Here is a 15806-nt window from a genome sequence, read left to right on the forward strand (position 1 = left end):
TAAAAAGGTGGAACAACCTTTTTAGTAGCCTCTTTTGATTTAGGAGAGTCTTTAATATGATAGAATTAACATTAGGGGGGTGCCAAAGTGGAACTTACTAAGCAGGAGAAAGTACTAAAAAAAGTCGAGAATCACTTAAGAATTACTGCGAGAAAACTAGTGAAATTTGATACACAAGAGGAAACATTACAATACGTAACAGATTCCTTTCAACAGGAGTTTTCTTGTGATTTTATTGGGATCATCCTTAAAGAAGGGGAGCATTTAATTCTAAAAGCGATTAGTGGTGTTTCTGTTTCATTTATGTCTACCTTTCCATTGAGAGTTACTAGCTGTTCAAAAGAGCTCCTATATAAGGCCTTAACTTTCGAAGATTTTATTGATAATAAGGATCAATGTGATTTTTTGAATTTACTATCGCAAGAAGAGATGGGACCTTGGTTTACTGTGCCATTAGTTGATGAAATGGGGAGTAATGGATTTTGTTTTATTGGTTTCAGGAGTGATATCCTTCTATATAAAGAGATGGATGATTTATTTTTAGAATTCGGCAAGGATGTTGCTGTTGCTCTTGAATTAGCAAAAAGTAAGGAAGCTGAAAAAGGGAAAATACTTGATGCGAAATGGGTGAGTGAAAATCTATCACTTAATTCTTCTGTCGAACATGTTGTTGAGAAGATTGTAGAACGAGCATGTAAGGGGACGAAGGCAAAAGGAGCCTGTATCTATTTATATAATGAACAGGAAAATAGTTTTAGTTTCCAACCCCCATCATACGGAGAAGTGAACTTTAAAAAGGAAATAAACATGCAAAAAAACTATCTATTGAAAGAATATTTCCCTTTCTTAGAGACTGCTGGAGGGAAGCAACTCTCTGTCCCTCTAGTTGTAGAGTTTAAAACGATTGGTGTTTTGCATGTTGAGGAGAAAATACAAGGACTTTTTTCAGAAGAAGATTTAGAAATCCTTGAGCTATTATCGAATCATGTGGCATCTATGCTGGAAAATGTACGTCTTTATAATAATGAGAAGCATCATAAAAAGAGATTACATGTTTTGTTGGATTATCAAAAATCACTTGTGAGAGAAACGGTTGAAAAGGATAACTTTGAGGGGATAACTGAGAAATTAAGTAAACTATTCTCAAAATCAGTTGTTTTGTTTGACCGATTTATTCGTCCAATTGCATATCATCTATATCCGCAAAGTAATGAGACATTAGCAGATATAGTGGAAAAAGCGACACTCGAAATTGTTCAACACAATAGTCGGAATGTTTGGTTTTCCGTTGATGGAAAAGAAGGGAGTAAGGTTGAGGTATGGCCTATTAATGAAGGTTCTGATTTATTAGGTTATCTTGCAATTGATTCAGGTGAAGCGGAGTTTGAGTTTGATGACTTTTATCAGTTGGGTATTGACCTAGCCCTTAATGTATACTCGGTGCAATTTGTTAAACAGAAACGAGTGTTTGATGTAAAAGAACAAGTGAAGGATAGTTTTATTAATAAACTTTTAGTTGAAGATTTAGAGGATCGAGAAGGGATTATTCAGTATGCAAATATATTCAATTGGGATTTGTTTGATAGTCATCGAGTTGCAGTTCTGTCAATTGAATTAATGTCAAGCAGTGATAATCTCTTAGAACAAGAAGCGGGGAAGTCACTGCTTTGGGAACGATTAAAAAAACGGATAACAATGTTTGATCAAGATATTTTATTAGCAAATAAGAAAGAAGAATTTATTCTAATTGTCCCTAGCAAAAAAGAAGATAGTAGACCGAAAGCCTTTTGGTCGACATTATATAAACGAATAAAAAAATGGATTAGGGAAGAAAAAGTGCAAGGAAACACTTATATGGGGATAGGTGGAAAAACAGAGGCTATCGAAGATTATTATACGAGCTATCAACAAGCGGTTCAAACACTTAATGTTGTTAACCATAGGTTTCAAGACAAAGGGCTAGCTTTGTTCGATGAGCTTGGATCGTATACATTATTGCATCATCTAAAGGACTCCCAAGCAACGAAACTCTTTATTAGTAGACATTTAGAACCTTTGATCGAATATTCAAACGAAAAGAACACAGATTTATTTGAAACACTTCGTGTCTTTTTACACAACCATGGAAGCGTTTCAAAAACGTCAAAAGAATTGTTCATTCATAGGACATCTTTATTATACCGACTCGAAAAAATCGCAACCATATTAGAGCTTGATTTACATGATCCTGAGCATAGGTTTAACTTAGCAATGGCTTATAAGCTATATGATTTGTTCTATAGCCAAAAGTAATTTAATCTTTAACGAATAACCCTTCGTCCTTAAAAGTAACTAAAAGACAAAGTGATATTCCCTATATTATAACGGTATTATTTGTTTTACATTGCGCTTTATAATGGAATTAAGATGTAAAGCAATATAAATAGGGAGGAATTAATAATGGGAATATCAACAGTTGGAGTAGTTGGAGCCGGTTCTATGGGAAGTGGAATCGCTAATGTGATCGCGTTGTCTGGTTATAATGTAATTTTAAGAGACATTGAGGATAAGTACCTAGAAAATGGTAGAAAAAGAATAGAAGGTTTTATGAGCAAAAGTGTTGAAAGAGGAAAATTAACAGAAGAACAAAAACTAGAAACGTTAGAAAGAATTAAGCTAACAACGAACTTAGAGGATATGGCTCAAGCTGATTTAGTAATTGAAGCAGTAATTGAAGATCTAGATTTAAAGAAGAGTGTGTTTGAGCAGTTAGATAAGATTGTTGCAGAAAATGTTATTTTGGCCACAAATACATCTTCTATGTCTATAACAGAAATCGCTTCAGCAACAAATAGGCCTGAACGTGTTGCAGGTATGCACTTCTTTAATCCTGCACAGCTTATGAAACTAGTTGAAGTTGTACGTGGATATAGCACGAGTGATGAAACAGTAGAAGAATTACTAGCATTTTCAAAGTCTATAAAGAAAGAGCCAATTGAGGTCAAGAAAGATACGCCAGGATTTATTGTAAACCGTATTATGATCCCACAATTCATTGAAGCTATTAAGCTATTAGAAGAAGGGGTTGCTTCTGCAGAGGATATTGATAAAGCGGTTACATTAGGGTTGAATTACCCAATGGGACCATTTACGTTACAAGATTATGCAGGGGTAGATATTGGCTACTATGTAATGGAGTATTTTAAAGAAGAGTTTAATGACGATCGATTTGCTCCACCACTTTTAATTAAGCAGCTTGTTCGCGCTGGAAGACACGGAAAGAAAACAGGAGCAGGATTTTACGATCATAATAAGTAATAAAATAGTTAGTAAAAGCGAAAGCAAGATAGTTTAGGAACAGATAGTGCCTATCTTGTTTTTCGTATATACGATGAAAATAGACCATCAGGGGGGAGAACGCTCCCCTGAAAATCTGAAGGAGGTATAGGGATGGGTTATATTGAGTATGAATTTCAGGTTCACTTTGGCGACACAGATGCAGCGGGCATAGTGTTTTATCCTAATTTTTATCGCTGGATGGATCAGGCGACTCATAATTTTTTCTCTAACATTGGTTTTAGCACAAAAGAGTTGTTACTAGAAGAGCATATTGGAAGCCCTATTTTGGAAGCGAAGTGTAACTTTGAAAAGCCGTTACTTTTTACTGATGTTGTATGCATACGAACATCTGTAAAGAGTTTAAGAGATAAAGTGTTTACTTTAGAACATAGCTTTATTAAAGATGGTGTGAAAGTTGCAAGTGGTTATGAAGTACGGGCATGGACTAAGTTTAGCGACGGAAAACCGAAAGCATTCTCGATCCCTGATGACGTTCGGGAAGCGATGGCACCGTATGAAGTCATAGAAGTAAAGTGATTCCCTAAATTAGGAGTCTCTTTGATAGACTCTTGGGATGAATTAATGAATGCTTGTTCTAGATAAAAGCATTCATCTTTTCTTTCTATTATCTTATTAATAAATAGTCTCATTTGAATTATTTTTTATTTTACGATGACAACATAAATTATCTAATTAGCTTTACTGATGACATGTTTCCTTAAGATAGAAAAGGAAACATGTACTATCTGTAAAGTTTTTTTATTCTAATCAGGAGCATCAGCAGATGATTCAACATGACCTAGAACTACTTCTTCAATTGCGATGCATCTAAATCATCCACATGTACTATTTTTAATCCACCTAAAGATGCACCGGCGGCAGTTTTTGCTGCACTCGTAATAACTATTTTGCTCGTTTTGTGTTACTTTCTAAATAGTTTGATAGTTCTCCCCAATGCTCTTGGAAAATTGCTGGGTCCATAACTCTTAAATCCTTTGCGATGAGTGGGTTAAAGTCCATCCATTCGAGAATATCTTTTTCGAGATCAATACCTGGTGCAATCTCAATTAATTGCAATAAGCCATCTTTAATATCAAATACTGCACGTTCAGTAACAAATAACACAGGAAGATTTGTCTTGCTTGCATATTCACCACTAAATGTAATTTGTTCGACTTCTTCAATAAGCTTTTTTGCTTTACCTTGTTGTGTAATCATTAAATTATTTTCTTTAACAGTTACTTTAGAGCCGACTGTGAAGGTTCCGCAAAAAACAACTTTTTTGGAATTTTGACTAATATTAATAAATCCACCTGGTCCTACAGCTCTTGGTCCAAATTGGCTCACGTTAACGTTTCCAGATTTATCTAATTGAGCTAAACCTAAGAATGTTACATCGAGTCCACCACCGTCATAGAAATCAAACATAGCTTGGTGGTCGACTATAGCTTCGGCGTTGTAGGCAGCACCAAAGTCAAGACCACCTGCTGGAATGCCACCAAAAACGCCTAACTCAAGTGTCATCGTAAATTGATCGGCAATTCCTTCTTCGGCTGCAACGGATGAGATACCATCGGGCATCCCAATTCCAAGATTAACAATTCCATTAGGAACTAACTCCATTGCAGCGCGTCGTGCGATAATTTTTCGGGCGTCTAGTTTCATCTTAGGGAAGCTATCAGCAGGAACACGGATATCATTAGATAATGCTTTGTTAAATTTTGTACCCATTGTTTGCATGTGATTTTCTTCTTTTGCAACAACGATGTAATCAACCAGTGCACCAGGGACTTGAATGCTCTTTGGGTGTAATGATCCTGCTTCAGCGATGTTTTTCACTTGTGCAATGACGATACCACCATTGTTTTTAACGGCGCTTGCAAGAGGGAGGGCTTCGAGCTTCGCCACTTCTTCTTCAGCAGAAATATTACCTTTTGAGTCTGCTGTTGTTCCTCTTAACAGAGCTACTTCAACCGGAAAGTTTTTATAATGAAGCCATTCTTCATCGTCGATTTCTATAATCTTAACTAAATCTTCAGTTGTTTTTTTTGTTACTTTTCCACCTTGATTTCGTGGGTCAACATATGTGCCTAATCCTACTTTGGTGATGACACCAGGTTGTTTACTGGCTGTCGAACGCCATAAATGTGTAATTACACCTTGTGGGAATAAGTAAGCTTCGATCTTGCCTTCGGAAACAAAGCGTGCCATTCTAGGAGATGAACCAGTGTGACCAGATATTAATCGTTTGATCAAGCCTTCATGTGCGATGTGGTCAGTTCCTTTTCCTTCTGTGTTGTCACCGACACCACATGCGTGGATAAAAGTGATATCTTTTGGATGATGTTCCTTTAAGAATCGTTCTTCTATTGCAATCATAATCTCTTCTGGAAATGCAGACATACTCAATGGTGTTGCGCCAAGCACTGCATTGTCTTTAATCAATTTTGCCGCTTCTTGTGCTGTTATAACTTTTGCCATAAAGGGAAATCTTCCTTTCTTCAATTAAAATCTCTGAATTTATTAAAACGATTACATATACGCGCCACCATTTACATTTAATACTTGACCAGTAATGAATCTTGACTCCTCAGATGCTAGGAAAGCAACTGTGTTAGCAATATCTATTGGTTCCCCAATGAAACCTACTGGAATATCACTAACTAATTTTTTCATTGCATCTTCAGGAAGGGCTTCAGTCATTGGAGTTTTGATTAGACCAGGAGCAATGGCATTCACTGTGATGCCTTTTCTAGCCAATTCTCTTGCTACTGTTTTAGTAAATCCAATGACACCGGCTTTTGAAGCTGCATAGTTCGATTGACCAAAGTTACCTGCTACCCCTGCAAGAGATGATAGATTTATAATGCGACCATAACCTTGTTCTGTCATCAATTTGGAGACCGTTTGTGTACATAGGTAAGTTCCAATTAGATTGGTATTTATAACACTTTGGAACTGTTCTAATGTCATTTTTTTTAATGAAGAATCTCGATTAATCCCTGCATTATTAACTAATATATCTACACGGCCAAAAGCTTCCACTGTTTTCTCTACCATTTTGTTTACTTCTTCTTCATCGGAGACATTTGCTCGAATAGAAATCGCTTTCCCGCCTGCTTCTTCTATTTCGCGCACAACAGAATTTGCTTTTTCTAATTCTGAATCAAACGGATAGTTAATGACAATAGAAACTCCTTTATCAGCAAGTACTTTAGCGATACACGCTCCAATTCCTTGGATTGAACCTGTTACAATTGCAACTTTTGTTTCAGTCATTTTTATTCTCCTCACTATTTAGTGTTTTTTTGATTAAATTACAATTTTTGTATTTAATATAATTCATTCACCGAATGTGTTATGTTGAATATAAAGCGATTTCAAAAACATGTCAACACTTACGATTTGATGTATTTTGAAATAGAACTCTTTTTAGATGTTTTATTGTACATTATAAAGGTGACTTCACATGAATCAAAGTCAGGATTGGTGCAAATTGCGCTCTTATTATTATTTTGAATATGGTAAAATTGGAAATATGAAGATCAGTGAATTTAGTGAGCTAAATAGGGGTTTTATTTGTGAAAACGTTTTTGAACAGAAGACGTGTCTTTTTTGTCTAAACAGTCATTTAGAACAGGTACATGGGTACATTGATGTTTACCTAACCTGTATACTTAGGGGGATATGACTAGATAAGAATATTAATAGCATAAGGAGAAGAAAAATGCGTAAACCCAAATTAACAAGTCGTGACAAACAAGCAGTTGAAACGAGATCACGCATTTATGAAGTTGCCCGTGCACTCATCTCAGAAAATGGATATGAGCGAGTTTCGATTGCTGATATTTGCAAAAAAGCAAATGTTTCTACCGGTGCTTTCTACCATCATTACAAAGGGAAAGAAGATATATTATTTGAAATTTACAACCAAGCCGATAAGCATTACAATCAATCATTAAAAAACATAGAATTTGACAACAGTAGTATGAAATTGAAAGCGTATATTAGCTCCTATTTTGAGTACATTCTGTATTCTGGATATAACATAATGAAACACATATTCCACCCTGATAACCAATTATTTCAAATGAAAGATCGGCCTTTAATAAATAACCTTCTTGAAATAATCGAAGAAGGACAAAAAAGCAAAGAATTTCGTACAGATAAATCGGCTAATGCATTATTTGATTTTGTGTTAACGACGATGAGGGGGGTTGTTTTTAGCTGGTGCGTCAATGAGGGGAAAGAAAATTTAATGCATAAACAGAAAATATTCAACGATTTTATTTTGCAATCTCTTAAAAATAGAGAAACAGAGACAAACCAATGAGTGGATGAAAAGGAAAGTGGGTACAAACAGCAATAGAATAAACGATTTTGCTTATTAAAGTATACAGTTTGGGAATATGGAAGTTGGTAAAGTGTAGTTATTCAATTAATGGTGTAGAAATAAAGGTGGTGCTTTTTAGAACCGTCTTTATTTCTGCACCATTTTATGTTGTCTTTTTGCACCGCTTAAAACAGAAATAATTTAAAATCTGAGTAAAATAAGGTGAAATAGCGATTTGATGGTTGTTGTCATTATTGGCACGTTTTTTGCATATTTCATTATGAAGGGCTAAGTAATAATCTATTACCTTATAAGTTCTTTTACTTAGGGAATTTACTATGAACCCACATACATAAAGGAGGAATTAAAATGAATTTTACACTTTCTGAAGAACAATTAGCGATTAAAACGATGGCGAGAGATTTTGTCAATAATGAAATTTTACCTATAGCAAGGAAATATGACGAAGAGGAAACATTTCCTACTTCTATTATGGACAAATTAAGAGATTATGGATTTATTAACTTGTCGATCTCTGAAGAACTTGGTGGTCCTGGAGTAGATAAAATCTCTCATGCTTTAATTGTAGAAGAGGTTGCTAGAGGGTGTGCCGGGATTGCCACTTCGATGGAGGCGAATTCATTATCTTCTTATCCTATTATTGTTGGTGCCAATGAAGAGTTGAAAAAGAAATATTTAACAGCGTTAACACATGATAGAAAGTATGCATCATTTGCTCTAACTGAACCACAAGCAGGCAGTGATGTAATGGGGATGTCTACAACACTGGAAAAAGTGGGAGATGAATATATATTAAATGGAGAAAAATGCTTTATTACAAATGCGAGTTATGCTGACTTTTTTGTAGTACTTGCAAAGTTAAAAGAAGCAGATGGATCAAGTAAATTTACAGCGTTAGTTGTTGATCGTGAATCTGGAGGGTTAACAGTAGGGGCAAAAGAGAAGAAGATGGGACTTCGTGCATCTAATACAGCCTCTGTAACTTTTGCAGATGTTAAAGTTCCGTTAACTAATCGCATTGGGGAAGAAGGTCAAGGCTTTAAAATTTTTATGAAGGCGCTCGCGCACGCTCGACCAATGGTTGGTGCACAGTCGTTAGGGATTGCTCAAGGGGCTTATGAGGAAGCGTTAAATTATGCAAAAGAGCGTAAACAGTTTGGTAAACCGATCGCGAATTTCCAAGCCATTCAATTTATGCTTGCGGACATGGCTATGAATATAGAAGCAGCTAGATTACTGGTTTATAAATCTATGTACTTATTACAAGAAGGAACGCCGTCACCAACAAATGCTGCGTATGCAAAATGTTTTGCTTCTGACACTGCGATGAAAGTAGCAACTGATGCGGTGCAAATATTTGGAGGGTATGGATATATCCGTGAATATCCAGTTGAAAAGTATTTCAGGGATGCGAAGATTATGCAAATATATGAAGGGACAAATCAGATTCAGCGAGTAGTTATTGCAAAAGAGCTCCTTAAAGATTAATGTCGATTTAGTGATGGATCAAAAATCAGCCCTGCCAAACTATATGTGGTGGGGACTGATTTTTTTCGGTTGACTTTACATCTGAATTTCGTAAATAGCTTTTTCGGTTTCGATTTTTATTGATTCGTTATTTGTTGAAGTTAAAATGTTGCCAGAGAGTGGAATTTCATATGCGCTTTGAGGCAAATCTTTTATTCCTTCAGCACTTTTTATCCTTCCTTCTCCATGAAGTACCAATTCATAATTAGGAATATAATCATCAACATTTCGTTCGTTTGAAACAACAGATATATGGTTTAGTTGCAGTGTGACTTCATCGATATCAAAGACCTGTTGTAATCCAGTCATTAACTCATTTTTTCGAATAAGCAAAGTATCCCCTTTATGAGATTCGAGCCATTTTGATAACTCCTGAATGTTTTGTTCCATAGTTCCCCTCCTTACTACAATAATAAATAACCTTTCCTCTACGCAAATGCTTAGTGGAAGTTATTGTTGTTTATATAAGAAAGTATGAGCAAATATCTTTCTAATAAACATAGCTAAAATTGGAATGATCGATTGTAAATAAAAAATTGATTTTGAATAATAATATGGTTTGTCTCATCCTAAAAAGGTTTGGGTGCGACTATATTGGAGGTGCATTACCATCGATGGAATGTTATTCTTCATTGTTTTAGTGCTTGTTGCCGTTGTTGGTGGTCTTGCTTATTTCTTTAGAAGTAAACCGGAGCCGGCACCTGCATATATTGGTCGAACTAATCATGAGTTGGACCAACAACAGTTTAAGGAGGAGTTTGGGATGGAAAGAGATACTAAAGAAATTATTGAGCGCGCAGCAGAAGAAAAAGCCGAAGAAGAGATTGGAGAAGAGCTAAATCCCTTAAAGGGGCATTTAGAATCAATGCAATCTACTTTAACCCAACTCCAATCAACTCAACAACAAGCTAATTCAGTTATGGGTTCAGGGCAAGATCAACAACAGACTGATCAATTGTTGCAACAAATGCAGCAAATTAGTAATCAAGCACAGCAACAACAACAAAAAACATTCCAACAGTTGCAACAATCAATACAGCAAGCAACACAAATGCTCGGTAATGTTGGTCAATCTATTCAATCAATAAATGTGTTGAATCAAATGACTCAGCAAATCAACCAATCTCAGCAACAATTACAGCAACAAACGCAGCAACAACAGCAACAACAACAAGAACTGCAAAAATTACAACAAATGCAAAATCAAAGTCAAGTACAAGGTTCTTCTGCTCAAGGTATGTCTTTTAGCCAAACGCCTTATCAAAACTAATAAAAAAGGGTTGCCTCATTTAATTCTGTCTGCAAGTAGTGCAGTCAGCATTAATTTGGGGACAACCCCTTTTTTATTTACTTGCTTTTTCACTATGGAGCCACTCGAGAAAATTTGCAAAATATGTAGCTAAAGGCAACATAATGATTGAACAAATAACATTGAAAATTAGGCTTGCATGGGCAAGTTGCATCATTGGAGCACTTGTTAAACTACTTGCAATTGAACTAAGGGAGCCTATAAGAGGAATAAAAATTAAAACCCCTAATAAATTCAACCAAATATTCGCATACGCTACCAATTTGGCACTATGTCCAGCTCCTAAACTCGCCAAATAAGCGGTGACACAAGTCCCGAGGTTTGCCCCTAACATAATAGCGATTCCTGCAGGAAGTCCTAATATATCATCACTCATAAAGCCCATTGCGATAGCTGTAGTTGCTGTACTTGATTGTATGATTGCTGTTAATGCGGTTCCAATTCCAATGCCTAAAAGTTGATGGTCGTTTGTTAAATCGAAAAAAGAATGGATTGCTGGAATAGAAGCCAATGGATAGGCAAGAGTTTCTAAACCATCCATTGCAATAAAAATACAAGCTAATCCAAAGGTCAAGCATCCCAAAGCGTAAGTTTTAGAGTTGGGAATTAAAAGGAATAAAAGGCCGAGTATTAAGAGAGGGACAATTAACATCGATAAATCAAGTGCGAGAAGTTCTGTCGTCATTGTTGTACCGATGTTTGCTCCTAATATAATACCAATTGAATGACGAAAGGCGAGTAGTCCTGTAGCGACGAGGCCAACCGTCATAATGATAATTGCTGAACTGCTTTGCAAAATTGCTGTTGCGACCGTACCCACAAGAAGGCCTTTCCAAGCAGAATCGGTAAGTTGATGTAGAAATTTCTGAAAGCGCGCTTGTCCGATGTGGAAAAGTCCTGCTCTCATCACGACCATTCCAAATAAGAACAAAGCAATAAAAACAGCTAACAAGGAAAATAATTCTTTGATCACTGTGATCACCTCTCTAATCAAATCTATGGACGAAAGTGAACAAGCATGACAGAAAAATAAAATTACTATTTATTTGTGTGAATTAAAAATTGTTTGTAATTGTGATAGAATAATGAAGTAGTAGGATAATCAAGGGAAACATGACGTGGCTTTATTGTTGTAAGTCAAAAGGGAAATTTAATGGCTTATTGTTGACCAATAAAGCTCATTGTATTATAATGCTAAGAGACGTGCATTCAAGAGACTGCATGTGCTGAGTTGGTTGTTTCGGAGGGAGGGATATAAAATGGCAGAAACTCGTGTTCGCAAAAACGAATCGATTGATGCTGCACTTCGTCGCTTCAAGAGATCACTCTCTAAAGAAGGAACGTTGGCTGAGGTTAAAAAGCGTAAGCACTATGAAAAGCCTAGTGTTAAGCGTAAGAAGAAATCTGAAGCAGCAAGAAAACGTAAGTTCTAATTGAATTGAGAGGGTGCTTTCATTGAATCTTCTTGAACGGTTGAACCAAGACATGAAGAGTGCGATGAAGAACAAAGAAAAGGATAGACTCTCTGTTATCCGTATGGTTAAGTCATCACTGCAAAACGAGCAGTTGAAACTTGGTCGTGAGTTGACGGACGATGATAGCCTTACGGTGCTAAATCGCGAGCTGAAACAACGCAAGGATTCCCTCCATGAGTTTGAAAAAGCAAACCGTGAAGATTTAGCTTCCAAGTTACGTGATGAAATCATTGTACTAGAAGACTATATGCCAGAACAGCTTTCTGAAGAAGAAGTTACGAAAATCGTCCAAGAGACGATTGCTGAAGTAGGAGCTTCTACCAAAGGAGATATGGGAAAGGTCATGGGAGCGATTATGCCTAAGGTTAAAGGAAAAGCTGATGGTGGTCTTGTGAATCGTCTTGTGCAACAACATTTAACATAATGAAATTATTAAACGCCTTGTCTCTAAATTAAGGAGATAAGGCGTTTTTACTATTAGTTTTTTAGAGGGAGATTTATATTAACACATTTCTTCCTATACTTTTTACTGGTGAATGGTCGCGCTCTCATGATAAGATTTATTTGTAAAACGCACTCACGTACGGAAAAAAGTTATTATACGGTTATGGGGACCGATATGCAAAATTTTAGGAGATTGTTTTTTTGTGAAATTGAAACCATAATAATTACTATACCGTAGTAAATATAAAGTAAAAAGAAGGGGGGGTTTGTATGAGGAGAAGACGGCAAAGGTTGACGTTATCATTTATATTAATCGCTATTGCTTGCCTGCTTTTGCCATACCAATCATTTGTTCATAGTGAGAGAGAGAGTGAAAAACCAGTTGTCTATTATATTCCAGTAGAACAAACAGTTGAGCGAGGGCTTGAGGCTTTTATGAAGCGTTCATTTAACCAGGCGATAGAAGAAGGAGCAAGCCACATTATTCTTGAAATGGATACTCCTGGGGGAGCTGTTGATGCTGCTGGGAATATAGCTATGCTTATTCAAGAAACTACTATTCCTGTTATTACGTTTGTGAAAAATAAGGCGATCTCAGCCGGAGCTTATATAGCTTTAAATACAGATGAGATTATTATGGCGCCTGGCGCTACAATGGGTTCGGCGGCAGTTATTGATGGGGCTGGTAATGCAGCTGATGACAAGACGCAATCTTATTGGCTGTCTGAAATGCGTAGTGCTGCTGAATTAAATGAACGTGACCCACAGTATGCTTTAGCGATGGCAGATCACCGTATTGATTTACCGGAATACGGAGCTGGTGAAGGTGAATTATTAACGCTCACGGCACAACAAGCATTAGAAGTAGAATATGCTGAAGCAATTGCTTCAAATCGGACAGAGTTGCTGGAGTATTTAGAGTTGGAAAATGCCGAAGAAAAAGATATGGAAGTAAGTTTTTCGGAACAAATTGCACGTTTTGTGACGCATCCAGTTGTAATTCCTATCTTGTTATCTATAGGTAGTTTAGGGTTGGTTCTTGAATTATACTCTCCTGGATTTGGAGTTCCTGGAATCATGGGTATTTCAGCGTTGTTACTATTTTTCTTTGGGCATATGTTTGCTGGTTTTGCCGGTTGGGAATCGATTATACTTTTTGTAATTGGTTTTATCTTGATTATGGTCGAAATATTCATCCCGGGGTTCGGTATTTTTGGACTATTGGGGATTGGGTCCATTATAGGTGGGATGTTACTTGCATCGTTTTCAACAGCGTCGATGCTACTTTATATCGCTATAGCACTTATAGTAACGGTGATAGCAACTATTTTTATTTTTAAGTACTTTGGTAATCGTGGTCCTATGAAAAGGGTTGTTCACACTGATGCAACAAGTACTGAAAAGGGTTATATTACAAATGAAACGCGAAAAGAGCTAATAGGGCAAATAGGGGAAACCTTGACACCTTTACGTCCTTCTGGGTCAGCAGTTTTTCAACAAGAGCGTCTTGACGTTGTCTCTGAGGGAGGATATATTGGACAAGGAAGAAGAGTTGAGGTTGTGTATACAGCCGGTTCACGAATTGTGGTTCGTGAAATTAAAGATGAAAATTAAAGGAGGAAAAAGTTAATGGGATTAGATGCTGGTAGTATTACTTTGTTAATTGGTCTTGCGGTAATTTTAATTTTACTTGCAATTCTCTTTACGTTTGTCCCGGTAATGCTTTGGATCTCGGCCTTAGCGGCAGGGGTTAGAATTGGTATATTTGAACTAGTGGGAATGAGGTTACGTCGTGTTATTCCTGCACGAGTAGTAAACCCACTTATCAAAGCGGTGAAAGCGGGACTTGATTTAAGTACTTCTAAATTAGAGGGGCATTACCTAGCAGGTGGTAATGTTGACCGTGTTGTTAATGCATTAATCGCAGCGCAACGAGCAAATATTGAATTAAGCTTTGAACGTGCAGCGGCAATTGATTTAGCTGGTCGTGACGTGCTTGAAGCGGTTCAAATGAGTGTTAACCCTAAAGTAATCGAAACACCGTTTATTGCCGGGGTTGCAATGGATGGGATTGAAGTGAAAGCGAAAGCACGTATTACGGTTCGTGCCAATATTGATCGACTTGTCGGTGGTGCTGGTGAAGATACCGTTATCGCACGTGTTGGTGAAGGGATTGTTTCAACGATTGGTTCAGCTAAAGATCATAAAAAAGTATTAGAAAATCCGGATATGATTTCACAAACGGTTCTTTCAAAAGGGCTAGATGCAGGAACGGCGTTTGAGATTTTATCTATTGATATTGCAGACATTGATATCGGTAAAAATATTGGTGCAGAATTACAGACTGATCAGGCTGAAGCTGATAAGAAGATTGCTCAAGCGAAAGCGGAAGAGCGTCGCGCAATGGCTGTAGCTAAAGAACAAGAAATGAAAGCAAAAGTAGAAGAAATGCGTGCTAAAGTTGTTGAGGCAGAAGCTGAAGTACCTATGGCGCTTTCTGAAGCTCTCCGTCAAGGTAATATGGGTGTTATGGATTATATGAATTATCAAAATGTAATGGCTGACACAGACATGCGTGGTTCCATTAGTAAAGCAACTGATGGAGATTCAACAGATCCTAAGAGTGATTAATCATGAATCCTCCCCTAAAAATGAAAGGAGGAGATGAGTATGCCATTAGAAGCTTTATTTGATTTTATTCTTGAAAATTTCATTTTTGTAGCAATCCTTGTTGGTGGGCTTATTAGTATGTTCGGTCGTATGGCTGGTGATAGTCAGCAGCAAAAAGATCAGCGAAATGGTAGGCAACAGCCTAGAAATGCACAGAATCAACCTAAAACAGCTCAAGCCGATAAAGTCGATTGGCGTGAAATTTTTAAACAAGAAGAGATCGGAAACGAGAAACAAAGTGAGCCGGCGCGATCACCCAGTTTTGAACCGACTCCTGTTACCGTTACGATTGAAGAAAGTCAATTGGACCGACAGCAAGAATTGCAAGAACGCTATGATAATCTAAGAAAAAAGCGTGAGCAAATTTCTAAGAGAAAACATAACGAAGAGAGAGAAAATAAAAATGAAAGTCAGGTAGGACTTGATCTCGGTTTAGATAGACTTTCTAATAAAGAGGCGATGAAAGCAGTTGTATGGTCAGAGGTGTTGGGACGCCCGCGAGCGCGTCAACCACATAATACCTTTATAAGAAAACGGTAAGAAGTAGTGCCAAGGCACTGCAGGCTGTTGAGAAAGTTTTCTCAACAGCCTGTTTTTTTGCGCAGACTAATCCGATTATTCAGGTAATTATAGTATAATATAGATAAGAATAATCGTGAGGTGATCCATATGTTACGTCCTATCCGTGAAAAACAAATAGAATTAGAAA

At 36.9% G+C, this 15806-nt stretch carries 15 protein-coding genes; 11 read left to right on the top strand and 4 right to left on the bottom strand.

From position 1 onward, the window contains the following. Positions 1–87 precede the first annotated feature (87 nt). From AC1FXZ_RS12710 to AC1FXZ_RS12720, 3 genes are all read left to right on the top strand, one after another. A complete protein-coding gene (locus tag AC1FXZ_RS12710) occupies positions 88–2292 on the top strand; it encodes a helix-turn-helix domain-containing protein (protein ID WP_480054167.1) in 2205 nt (734 codons plus the stop codon). Between the two features lie 147 nt (positions 2293–2439). Beyond that, complete coding sequence (locus tag AC1FXZ_RS12715; protein ID WP_480054169.1) at positions 2440–3297, top strand: 3-hydroxyacyl-CoA dehydrogenase family protein; 858 nt, start codon at positions 2440–2442, stop codon at positions 3295–3297. A 132-nt stretch (positions 3298–3429) separates the two neighbouring features. Further along, positions 3430–3855 carry an acyl-CoA thioesterase gene (locus AC1FXZ_RS12720; protein WP_480054171.1) on the top strand — a complete coding sequence of 142 codons (426 nt, stop codon included), beginning with the start codon at positions 3430–3432 and terminating at the stop codon, positions 3853–3855. A 366-nt stretch (positions 3856–4221) separates the two neighbouring features. On the opposite strand, the gene AC1FXZ_RS12725 is transcribed toward AC1FXZ_RS12720, so the two are convergent. Together AC1FXZ_RS12725 and fabG are read right to left on the bottom strand one after the other, a co-directional pair. Next, positions 4222–5799: an acyl CoA:acetate/3-ketoacid CoA transferase gene (locus tag AC1FXZ_RS12725; RefSeq protein WP_480054173.1), complete on the bottom strand. Its 1578-nt coding sequence runs from the start codon at positions 5797–5799 to the stop codon at positions 4222–4224. 51 nt (positions 5800–5850) lie between these two features. Continuing rightward, on the bottom strand, positions 5851–6597 hold the full coding sequence (fabG, locus tag AC1FXZ_RS12730) for a 3-oxoacyl-ACP reductase FabG (RefSeq protein ID WP_480054175.1): 747 nt from the start codon (positions 6595–6597) through the stop codon (positions 5851–5853). A 448-nt stretch (positions 6598–7045) separates the two neighbouring features. Here fabG and AC1FXZ_RS12735 point away from each other — a divergent pair, with 448 nt between their 5' ends. After that, positions 7046–7651 (top strand): TetR/AcrR family transcriptional regulator, encoded by a 606-nt coding sequence (locus AC1FXZ_RS12735; RefSeq protein WP_480054177.1) that lies wholly within the window; start codon positions 7046–7048, stop codon positions 7649–7651. 369 nt (positions 7652–8020) lie between these two features. After that, complete coding sequence (locus tag AC1FXZ_RS12740; RefSeq protein ID WP_480054179.1) at positions 8021–9160, top strand: acyl-CoA dehydrogenase family protein; 1140 nt, start codon at positions 8021–8023, stop codon at positions 9158–9160. A 75-nt stretch (positions 9161–9235) separates the two neighbouring features. On the opposite strand, the gene ymzB is transcribed toward AC1FXZ_RS12740, so the two are convergent. Next, positions 9236–9589 (bottom strand): protein YmzB, encoded by a 354-nt coding sequence (gene ymzB / locus AC1FXZ_RS12745; protein ID WP_480054181.1) that lies wholly within the window; start codon positions 9587–9589, stop codon positions 9236–9238. 193 nt (positions 9590–9782) lie between these two features. Between ymzB and AC1FXZ_RS12750 the strand changes: the two genes are divergently transcribed. After that, entirely contained in the window at positions 9783–10469 is a 687-nt protein-coding gene (locus tag AC1FXZ_RS12750) for a hypothetical protein (RefSeq protein ID WP_480054183.1), read from the top strand. Between the two features lie 73 nt (positions 10470–10542). On the opposite strand, the gene AC1FXZ_RS12755 is transcribed toward AC1FXZ_RS12750, so the two are convergent. Continuing rightward, entirely contained in the window at positions 10543–11481 is a 939-nt protein-coding gene (locus AC1FXZ_RS12755) for a Na/Pi symporter (RefSeq protein WP_480054185.1), read from the bottom strand. Between the two features lie 286 nt (positions 11482–11767). Between AC1FXZ_RS12755 and rpsU the strand changes: the two genes are divergently transcribed. From rpsU to AC1FXZ_RS12780, 5 genes are all read left to right on the top strand, one after another. Then, entirely contained in the window at positions 11768–11941 is a 174-nt protein-coding gene (gene rpsU, locus AC1FXZ_RS12760; RefSeq protein ID WP_003323311.1) for a 30S ribosomal protein S21, read from the top strand. A gap of 22 nt (positions 11942–11963) precedes the next feature. Beyond that, positions 11964–12407, top strand: a complete 444-nt coding sequence (locus AC1FXZ_RS12765; protein WP_480054188.1) for a GatB/YqeY domain-containing protein — start codon at positions 11964–11966, stop codon at positions 12405–12407. A gap of 290 nt (positions 12408–12697) precedes the next feature. Then, positions 12698–14041 (top strand): NfeD family protein, encoded by a 1344-nt coding sequence (locus AC1FXZ_RS12770; RefSeq protein ID WP_480054190.1) that lies wholly within the window; start codon positions 12698–12700, stop codon positions 14039–14041. A gap of 15 nt (positions 14042–14056) precedes the next feature. Beyond that, the gene (gene floA, locus AC1FXZ_RS12775; protein WP_480054192.1) at positions 14057–15058 is read left to right on the top strand and encodes a flotillin-like protein FloA; all 1002 of its coding nucleotides are present in this window, start codon (positions 14057–14059) and stop codon (positions 15056–15058) included. A gap of 39 nt (positions 15059–15097) precedes the next feature. Then, positions 15098–15637 (top strand): hypothetical protein, encoded by a 540-nt coding sequence (locus AC1FXZ_RS12780; RefSeq protein ID WP_480054194.1) that lies wholly within the window; start codon positions 15098–15100, stop codon positions 15635–15637. Positions 15638–15806 lie beyond the last annotated feature (169 nt).

This window comes from Halalkalibacter sp. HAAS-P014 (assembly GCF_056619965.1).

Bases quoted from the DNA above. Each gene is read 5' to 3' on its own strand.
- AC1FXZ_RS12715 (WP_480054169.1), top strand. From the start codon at position 2,440: ATGGGAATATCAACAGTTGGAGTAGTTGGAGCCGGTTCTATGGGAAGT.
- AC1FXZ_RS12720 (WP_480054171.1), top strand. From the start codon at position 3,430: ATGGGTTATATTGAGTATGAATTTCAGGTTCACTTTGGCGACACAGAT.
- AC1FXZ_RS12725 (WP_480054173.1), bottom strand. From the start codon at position 5,799: ATGGCAAAAGTTATAACAGCACAAGAAGCGGCAAAATTGATTAAAGAC.
- fabG (WP_480054175.1), bottom strand. From the start codon at position 6,597: ATGACTGAAACAAAAGTTGCAATTGTAACAGGTTCAATCCAAGGAATT.
- AC1FXZ_RS12735 (WP_480054177.1), top strand. From the start codon at position 7,046: ATGCGTAAACCCAAATTAACAAGTCGTGACAAACAAGCAGTTGAAACG.
- AC1FXZ_RS12740 (WP_480054179.1), top strand. From the start codon at position 8,021: ATGAATTTTACACTTTCTGAAGAACAATTAGCGATTAAAACGATGGCG.
- ymzB (WP_480054181.1), bottom strand. From the start codon at position 9,589: ATGGAACAAAACATTCAGGAGTTATCAAAATGGCTCGAATCTCATAAA.
- rpsU (WP_003323311.1), top strand. From the start codon at position 11,768: ATGGCAGAAACTCGTGTTCGCAAAAACGAATCGATTGATGCTGCACTT.
- AC1FXZ_RS12770 (WP_480054190.1), top strand. From the start codon at position 12,698: ATGAGGAGAAGACGGCAAAGGTTGACGTTATCATTTATATTAATCGCT.
- floA (WP_480054192.1), top strand. From the start codon at position 14,057: ATGGGATTAGATGCTGGTAGTATTACTTTGTTAATTGGTCTTGCGGTA.
- AC1FXZ_RS12780 (WP_480054194.1), top strand. From the start codon at position 15,098: ATGCCATTAGAAGCTTTATTTGATTTTATTCTTGAAAATTTCATTTTT.